Annotated in this window: 7 protein-coding genes; 6 read left to right on the top strand and 1 reads right to left on the bottom strand. The window is 73.5% G+C overall.

Features of this window, described 5'->3' with window-relative positions; genetic code table 11:
- A partial coding sequence (locus tag K6I34_RS04370) for an FAD-dependent monooxygenase (protein WP_229322726.1) occupies positions 1–1,460 on the bottom strand: 1,460 nt, incomplete at its 3' end.
- Between the two features lie 678 nt (positions 1,461–2,138).
- Between K6I34_RS04370 and K6I34_RS04365 the strand changes: the two genes are divergently transcribed.
- The 6 genes from K6I34_RS04365 to K6I34_RS04340 all read left to right on the top strand — a co-directional run bounded on the left by K6I34_RS04365 (position 2,139) and on the right by K6I34_RS04340 (position 8,598).
- Complete coding sequence (locus K6I34_RS04365) at positions 2,139–2,930, top strand: alpha/beta fold hydrolase (protein ID WP_229322725.1); 792 nt, start codon at positions 2,139–2,141, stop codon at positions 2,928–2,930.
- Positions 2,927–4,519 (top strand): amino acid adenylation domain-containing protein, encoded by a 1,593-nt coding sequence (locus K6I34_RS04360; RefSeq protein ID WP_229322724.1) that lies wholly within the window; start codon positions 2,927–2,929, stop codon positions 4,517–4,519. The genes K6I34_RS04365 and K6I34_RS04360 overlap by 4 nt, the downstream gene beginning before the upstream one ends.
- Positions 4,520–4,540: 21 nt before the next feature.
- A complete protein-coding gene (locus K6I34_RS04355) occupies positions 4,541–4,804 on the top strand; it encodes an acyl carrier protein (RefSeq protein WP_229322723.1) in 264 nt (87 codons plus the stop codon).
- Complete coding sequence (locus tag K6I34_RS04350; protein ID WP_229322722.1) at positions 4,801–5,997, top strand: acyl-CoA dehydrogenase family protein; 1,197 nt, start codon at positions 4,801–4,803, stop codon at positions 5,995–5,997. The genes K6I34_RS04355 and K6I34_RS04350 overlap by 4 nt, the downstream gene beginning before the upstream one ends.
- Positions 5,998–6,046: 49 nt before the next feature.
- On the top strand, positions 6,047–7,267 hold the full coding sequence (locus tag K6I34_RS04345) for an acyl-CoA dehydrogenase family protein (protein ID WP_229322721.1): 1,221 nt from the start codon (positions 6,047–6,049) through the stop codon (positions 7,265–7,267).
- 146 nt (positions 7,268–7,413) lie between these two features.
- Positions 7,414–8,598 carry an MFS transporter gene (locus tag K6I34_RS04340; RefSeq protein WP_229322720.1) on the top strand — a complete coding sequence of 395 codons (1,185 nt, stop codon included), beginning with the start codon at positions 7,414–7,416 and terminating at the stop codon, positions 8,596–8,598.
- Positions 8,599–8,637 lie beyond the last annotated feature (39 nt).

Genomic DNA, 8,637 nt, shown 5'->3' with positions numbered 1-8,637 from the left:
CCCGGCAGCCCACCCCCGTCCGGGACGGACCGCACATGGAAGACCTCCGCCGGTACGGCGAAGCGGTCGACAATCCGCCGCAACCCCATCGCGTCACCCCCGTCCGGCACCACGAGCAGCGTCCACCTCCCGTACGAGAGGAGGTCGTGCAGGCGCCTCTGCCGACCGCCCTGGAGGACGGGAAGGTCGGGCACCCGGTCGCCCGCGCGCAGCGCGCCGCCACCGCGGCGGTGGCGGTGGCGGTGGCGGCCGGAGTCGGTGGAGAGAGCGCTGGCGCGGTGGTCCCTGATGAAGTCGCTGAGGATGGCCTGTCCGCGCCGGTTCATGCGATCGCTGGCGAGCACGGCGGGGCCGACGATCCGCATCATGGCGAGGGTGGGCGCACCGGCGGGCAGCTCCAGGATGTTGCGCCGCATGTCCCGCATGACCTGCTGCGCTGTGCGGCGCTGCTCGGTGCTGTAGGTGTCGAGGAGGGCTTCCCCGGCCCAGCCGTGGTGCACGGCGGCGAGCTTCCAGCCCAGGTTGTGGGCGCCGCGCAGCCCGGTGTTGAGGCCGTGGCCGCCGACCGGGGCCCACAGGTGGGCGCTGTCGCCCACCAGCAGCGCGCGGCCCACGCGCAGCGAGGCGGCGAGCCGGTCGTGGAAGCGGGCCCGGTTGGCCCACGGCGGCTCGGTGGGCATCAGCTGCAGGGCGGGGTCGTGGGCGCAGCGGGCCACGATGTCGCGCATCTCGTCGGGGCTGGGCGGTGCCGCGATCCCGGGGTCGGGGTCGGGCAGGAAACAGAAGAAGCGGTAGCCGCCGCCGGGCCGGGAGTCGGCGATGAGGCACATGCGGTGTTCGACGAAGATGCGGGTGGTGTCGCGCTCGTCGCCGTACTTCCAGTCGACCTCGGCGTTGAGCTGCACGGCCTGGAGGTTCTCGCGGCGCTCGCCCTCGAAGGGGATGCCGAGTGCCTTGCGCACGACGCTGTGGGAGCCCTCGCAGCCCACGAGCCAGCGGCAGGCGAGGGTGCGCGCCGCCCCGTCGGGGCCACGGACGTCGACCTCGGCACCGTCCCCGCGGACACGGACGGCCACGGCCTCGGTGTCCCAGACGACGTCGGTGCCGAGCTCCCGCAGGCGCTGTACCAGCAGCGGCTCCGCCGTGTCCTGCTCGATGGAGAGCGGCCGGGGGAACGGAGTGCCGGGCGCCACCGCCTCGTGACCGCCGATGCGCCGCCCGCGCACGTACACCTCCGCCCGGGACGACTCCAGGCCCTTCGCCAGGAACGCGTCGGCGCAGCCGAGGTCGCGCAGGACCTCCAGCGCTCTCTGCCAGATCACGCTGGCGCGGGGCTCGCGCTTGGTGCTGGGCTCCTTCTCGACGACGGTCACGCCCAGGCCGTACTGCCGCAGCGCGATGGCCAGCGCGAGGCCGGTGGGACCGGCTCCGATGATCACCGCATCCTGTACGTCGCTCACGGACACCCTCCTCCCCCATTGCCCTGATTGTCAGGGTGCGGGAGGCGGTACTCAATGGGGCGCACGACCGGGTCCTGGAGCACACGAGGCCGCCGGGCGGACCGGAACGACCGGCACCCGCGGGATTCCGGCGAGACCAACGGGAAGGGCAGGGCGGCGGCCGTCAGGGCGGCACGCGCCCCGTTCGCTCGCGCGGACAATCGCGAGGGCCTCGCGCTATACCTTCCCTTGAATGAAGGTGTCCAGTTTAGCGGCCACGGCCGGTACGGCGCCACCGATTTACTCATGGAACGGCACCCTTCACCCACCACTCGCCGATACGACGGAACACCTTCACACACCACGTCGAATGACACAGCGTCAGAAAAACTGGAGTCCGCCGTCCGCGATTCGATTCATGATCACGGAGGGCGGGATTCCCTCTTCGTCCACACCCCGAAGAAGCTTTCGAGAGAGGTCCGGAACACCTCACAGAGGCGGGAATTTCACATTCCGCAGCTTGCGCAGTTTACCGCGGCCGGGCGTGAATCTCTTCTCAACTTCCTTCAACCAGAAAGCCGTTGACGGCGTCATTGTCGTCGGCAAGTATCGGAGCCGCCGATGGTCCGGCGTGCGGCGTTCCTCTGTTCACCCCAACCGACTGCTCACCCTGACCGGCACTCACAGCGAGGACATCGAATGTCCACCATCGAGATTTCCCGAGGCCCTGTCGAATACACCGTCCTAGGCGGCGACCCCGATACGGCGCCCCTCGTCCTCCTCCATGAAGGACTCGGCTGCATCGCCATGTGGCGGCGTTTTCCCGCCCGTCTCGCGGCGGCGACCGGCCGCCGGGTCCTGGTCTACTCGCGCCACGGATACGGGAGTTCCGGACCGGCCCGGCTGCCGCGCTCCCCGCGCTATATGCACGAGGAGGCGTACGAGGTCCTGCCCGAGCTCCTCGACCGGCTCGGCCTGCGGCGGCCCGTGCTCGTCGGCCACAGCGACGGCGCCTCGATCGCGCTGCTGCACGCGGCGGCGCACCCCGTCGAGGCGGCGGTCGCGATGGCCCCCCACCTCTTCGCCGAGGAGCGCACCCTGCGGGGCGTCGAGGCGGCCCGCGCGTCGTACCTCTCCGGCCCGCTCGCCCGTGAACTCGCCTTCTACCACCAGGACCCGCGGGCCGTCTTCGAGGGCTGGAGCGACGTATGGCTCTCGCCCGCGTTCCGCTCCTGGGACATCGCGTCCGACCTCGCCGGCGTCACCGCGCCCGTACTCCTCGTCCAGGGCGACCGCGACCAGTACGGCAGCCCGGCCCACCTCGACGCGGCACAGCGCGCCCTGACCGGGCCCGTACACCGCCTGGAGCTCGCCGACTGCGGCCACTCACCGCACCTGGACCGCACCGCCGACGTCGTCGACGCCGTCCGCACCTTCCTCACCGACCACCTCACCGACCTCGTGCCGCAGCAGCAGGAGATCCGACCGTGAGCGACACCACCGGCATCGCCGATGTCACCGACTCCACCCACACCTCCGACTCCACCCACACCACCCACACCGCCGACATCCGGTTGGACGCCCTGCTCGCCGCGTCCGCCCGCCGCCACCCCGACCGGCCCGCACTCATCGCCGAGGGACGCACCTGGACGTACACCGAACTCGACGACGCCGTGGGCGCGTTGGCACGGCAGCTGACCGCCGCGGGCCTGGCGCCCGGGGACCGCGTGGGCGTCTACGCCGCGAAGGGCACCGCCGCCGTCCTCGGCATCTACGCCGGGCTGCGGGCCGGGGCCGTCGTGGCCCCGCTCGACGTGGCCGACCCGCCCGCGCGGACGGCGCACATGGTGCGCGGCGGCGGCATCTCCCTGCTGCTCGCCGCCGACCGGGCGCTGCCCGGCGCCCGCCGGGCCGCCGCGGAGGCCGGGGCCCCCGAGCCCGCCGAAGGCTCCCTCGACCACGGCCTGAACCGGCTGCGCACCCTGCCGCCCACGGCCGGGCCGAGCCCCCTGCCCGCGCCCACCGACCGCGGCGGCTATGTGCTGTTCACCTCGGGCAGCACCGGCAGGCCCAAGGGGGTCCTGCTCTCCCACGCCAACGTCGCCCACTTCGCCGTGTGGGCCGCCGCCGAGCTCGGGCTGACCGAGGCCGACCGCGTGGGGTCGCAGGCCGCGCTCACCTTCGACCTCACGACCTTCGACCTCTTCAGCACGGCCGCCGTGGGCGCCTGCGCGGTCCTGATGCCGGACGTGCTGCGCTCCTTCCCGCGCGACGTGGTGGACTGGCTCGCCGAGCAGCGGATCACCGCCTTCTACGCGGTGCCCTCGCTCTGGCAGGGCATGCTCGAACAGGGCGGCATCGCCGAGCGCTTCCCCGCCGCGCTGCGCGTGGCGGCCTTCGCGGGCGAGCCCTTCGCGCCCCGCCCGCTGGAGCGCTACCTCCGCCTCCTCGGCGACGTGCCCTTCTACAACCTCTACGGGCCCACCGAGACCAACGTCTGCACCTACAGCCGGGTGCCCGCCGACTGGACCGCCGACCAGGAGATCACCATCGGGCGGGCCGTCCCGGGCGACGCCGTCGACGTCCTCGACGAGGACGGGAAGCCCACCGACGGCCTCGGCGAGATCCACGTCGCCGGTACCACCGTCTTCCAGGGCTATCTCCAGGACGGCGGACTCGTCGACCCCACCCGCACCGCCGTCTTCCGCGACGGCGTCGCCCGCCGCGCCTACGCCACCGGCGACCTCGGCCGGATCGCCGAGGACGGCCGGGTCTTCCTCCGCGGCCGCGCCGACTCGCAGGTCAAACGGCGCGGCCACCGCATCGATCTGCTGGACGTCGAGGCCGCCGTGCTCGGCCTGCCCCGGGTCACCGCCGCCGCGGTCGTCGCCAAGGACGGCCCGCACCACGGCGAGATCTGGGCGTACGTCCTGGCCGACGCGCCGGAGGCGGAGCTGCTCGCCGGGCTGCGCGGCACCCTGCCCCTGCGCATGCTGCCCGACCGCGTCGTCGTCACCGGCACCCTGCCCGTCAACGCCCGCGGCAAGGTCGACCGCCGCGCGCTCGCCACCGAGACCTGAATCCCGCTGAAGGAGCCTCACATGCACACCGTGGAAGACCTCTGCACCCTGATCAGCAGCAAGATCACTTGGGGCCGCGGGGAGGACCCCCGGCAGCTCCGGCCCGACACCCCGCTGCTGGAGACGGGCCTGCTCGACTCGCTCACCATCATGCAGATCGTCACCGCCCTCGACGCCGAGGCCGGGATCGCCCTGCCCGACACCGAGATCGTCGCCGCCAACTTCCGCAGCCCGCGGGCCCTGTGGGCCGTCGTGGAGGACGTCCGGGCGGGGGCCGCGCGATGACCCCGCCGCACACGCCCGTGGACCGTCTCCTGCGCACGGGCCCCGTCCCGGCGGAGGCCGTCGTCGACGAGTTCCGCGAGCTGGCCCTGCCCCTCGCGGAGCAGCTGACCGGCAAGGGCTTCCGCGACCAGTGGGAGGCCCTCGCCGGGCTGGGCGTGCTCCGCCTCGACCCACCGGAGCACACAGCGCGGGAAGAAGGAGCCCCCGGCCCCGTCACCCGCTCGCTCGCCATGATCGAGGGCATCGGACTGGCGGGCGTCGACCCGGGCGTGGTCTACGCGCTGGCCTCCCAGGTGTTCGGCATGCAGTACCCCTTGCGCGCCGTGCTCCCCCGGGACGCCTGGCACTCCCTCGCGCCCCTGACGGACGGACGGGTGCTGCTGTGCCACGCGCTGACCGAGCGCAAGGGCGGCAGCGACCCACTGTCCATGGACACCCGCGCCCGCCGCGACGGCAACGGGGACGGAGACGGCTACGTCCTCGACGGCGCCAAGACCTTCATCACCGCGGCGCCGGTCGCCGACCTCGCCCTGGTCTTCGCGCGGACCGACGAGAACCGCTCGCCGTTCGCCCTGTCCGCCTTCCTCTTCCCCGTCGACACCCCGGGCGTGACGCGCGCCGACGCCTTCGCCAAGACGGCGCTGCCGGGCGTGCCCATGGGCGAGCTGGCCTTCACCGGCGTACGGCTGTCCGCGGACCGCCGGATCGGCGCGGAGGGCTCCGGCCTCGCCATCCTGGCGTCCACCACCACCTGGGAGCGGGCCCTGCTGCTCGGCTACGCGCTCGGCCCGATGCGGCGCACACTCGCGCGCGTCACCGAATGGGCCGCCGGGCGCGAGCACTTCGGCCGCAGGATGGGCGCCAGCCACCAAGTGGCCGCACGCCTGAGCGACATGGCGCTGGCCCTGCACCGCTCCCGCACCCTGCTCTACGGCATGGCGGCACGGCTCGACGCCGGTACGCCCACCCGGCGGCTGTCCGCCGAGGCCGCGCTCACCAAGATCTCGGTCTCGGAGGACTACGTCCGGCTGACCGGGCACGCCACCGCGCTGTCCGGCGTCCGCGCCTTCATCGCCGACTCCGAGCTCCCCGCCGACCTGCACAGCCCCATGGCGGCCCTGACGTACGCCGGTCCGAACGACCTGCTGCGCGTCGGCGTCGCCAGGGAATTCGGTCTCCCCGTCGAGAACTGACCACTAACCGACTACGAACCGGCCCTGGACTGACCACGAAAGGCCTCCGATGGCCACCACCACCCTTCCGGCCGACCTTCCGACCGGCCTCCCGACCGACATCGAAGACCTCCTGAGGCTCGCCGACGAGACCGGCGCGGCCCTCGCGCCCCTGGCCGCCGACGTGGACGCCGGGCGCTCCACCGGCCACGCCGCGTACCGCGTCCTGCGCGACGCGGGCCTGCTCGGGCTGCTGGTGCCCCGCGCGGCGGGCGGCGCGGGGCTCGGCTTCGCCGACTACTCCCGCGTGCTGGCCGTGCTCGGCGCCCACAACGGCGCCGCCGCCCTCGGCTTCAACATGCACAACGTCGCGATCGGCTCGCTGTGCGAATCGGCCACGACACCGCTGCCGCCCGCCGCCGACGCCTTCCGGTCCTGGCTGTACGACGAGGTGATACGCGGCCGCAGGATGTTCGCCTCCGCCACGTCCGAGGCCGGGAGCGGCGCCAAGCTCCGGGGCGTGCGCACGACCTACCGGCTCTCGCCCGACGGCCGCGGGTTCGTCCTCTCCGGCGAGAAGTCCTTCGTCTCGCTCGCGGGTGTGGCCGACTACTACGTGGTCGCGGCCCGCGCCGAGGGGACCGAGGGCAGCGGCGAGGTCTCGCACTTCGTGGTCGCCGCCGACGACCCCGGCGTCTCCTTCGGGGAGGTGCACAGCCTGTCCGCGATGTACGGCACGAGCACCGCGGGCATGGTGCTCGACGACGTCCCGGTGCCGCGCTCCCGGCTCTTCCTCGGGGTCGAGGGCATGTCGATGTACAAGCTGGTGCGCGAGCCCCACTGGATGATCTCCGGTTACACCGGCGCGTACCTGGGCATCGCCGAGGCGATCCTCCGCTTCACCACCGACCATGTGGCGGCGTCCCCGAAACGCGCCGGATCGCCGGTGCTCCAGCGGGAGCTCGGCAGGATGTCCGCGCGGCTCAGCGCGGCCCGCGCGCTGGTCCACGAGGCGGGCGCGCGGATCGACGGCAGCCGCGGCACGCTCGACGCCAACGCGGCCGTGCACGCCGCGAAGTACGTGGTGAGCGAGGTCGGCCCCGCGCTCGCCCAGGACGCCGTGCGCATCTGCGGATCGGCCGCGGTCAGCCGCTCGCAGCCGCTGGAACGGCTGCTGCGGGAGGCGTCCTTCGCCTCCGTGATGCCCGCCAAGCCCGAGGAGTGCCTGGAGTATCTGGGCAAGGCGGCGCTCGGGGTGAATCTGTACGACGCGACCGCCTTCGACTGGTGAGGACCGGCGGACCGCGGCCGGCGGACCCGGCGGGCTCGCCCGCCCCCGCCGCGCCGAAGACACTGGGTGCACCGAAGTCACTCGCAACGCCGAGCACACCGAGCACACCGAGGACACCGAGCACATCGAAGACACCGAGGACGCCCATGGCCTCCCGCGCAGCCGTCCCCGTCGTCACCTACGTGCTGTTCGTGGTGATGGCGGGCGGCACCGTGCCCACGCCCGTCTACGCGGTCTACGCGCAGCGGCTCGCCCTGTCCCCGCCGGTGGTCGCGCTGGTCTTCGCGGCGTACGCGGTGGGCATCCTGGTCTCCCTGCTGCTGTTCGGGGGGCTCTCGGACCAGATCGGGCGGCGGGCCACACTCGTGCCCGCGCTGGGGGTGGCCGTGGTCAGCAGCGTGGTGTTCCTCGCCTTCCCGACGCTTCCGGGCCTGTTCGCGGCACGGGTGCTGTCGGGGGTGTCCGTGGGCCTGACCACGGGCGCGGCCACCGCCTATCTGGGTGAACTGCACCGGGACCGGCCGCGGGCGGCGCTGATCTCGTCGGTCACGAACATGGCCGGGCTCGGCTGCGGATCGCTGCTGTCCGGGCTTCTGGTCGAGTACGCGCCCTCCCCCACCGTCGTCCCGTACGCCGCGCTGATCGCCCTGCTGCTGCCGGGCCTGGCCGTGGTGTCGCTGCCCGAGCCGGTCCCGCCACGCGGGGGCCGGGTGCGGCCGCAGCGGCTGAGCGTGCCGACGGCAGCGCGGCCGATGTTCACCGCCGCGGCGGTCGCGGTGTTCGCGTCGTTCGCCCTGCTCGGGCTGCTGGCCTCGCTGGCGGGCAACTTCCTCGTCCAGGGCCTGCACGACCACAGCCACCTCGCGGTCGGACTGGTGGCGTTCAGCGCCTTCGCGTCGGCGGGGGCCGCGCAGCTCCTCGCCGTACGGCTGGGGCCACGTACCGGCCTGACGGTGGGCATGGCCGCCGTGCCGCTCGGGCTCGCGCTGCTGCTGGCGGGGCTGTCGGCCGCGTCGCTGCCGCTGTTCCTGTGCGGCTCGGTGCTGGGGGGCGCGGGCGCGGGCACGTCCTTCAGGTCCGGCCTGGCGTCGGTGGCCGCCCTGGCGCCGCCGGACCGGGTCTCGGAGCTGGTCTCCAGCTATTTCGTCGCCGCGTACCTGGGGCTGACGCTGCCGGTCGTGGGGGTGGCGGTCCTGCTGGCCCACGGCACGCTGATGACCGCCGCGGGCGTCTTCGCGGGGGTGGTGACGGCGCTGTGCGTGGCGAGCGTCACGGTCACCGTCACCAGAACGGTCGCCGCCTCGTCCCGGCCGCCGGTGGGCACGCCGTGAAACGGCACAGCCGTGACAGCCCTCACGGCCGGGAGGAAA

It is taken from the genome of Streptomyces sp. UNOC14_S4 (assembly GCF_020740835.1).
GTDB lineage: Bacteria > Actinomycetota > Actinomycetes > Streptomycetales > Streptomycetaceae > Streptomyces.
Note: the sequence above shows the minus strand (reverse complement) of the source record. Positions and strands in the feature narration are given on the sequence as shown.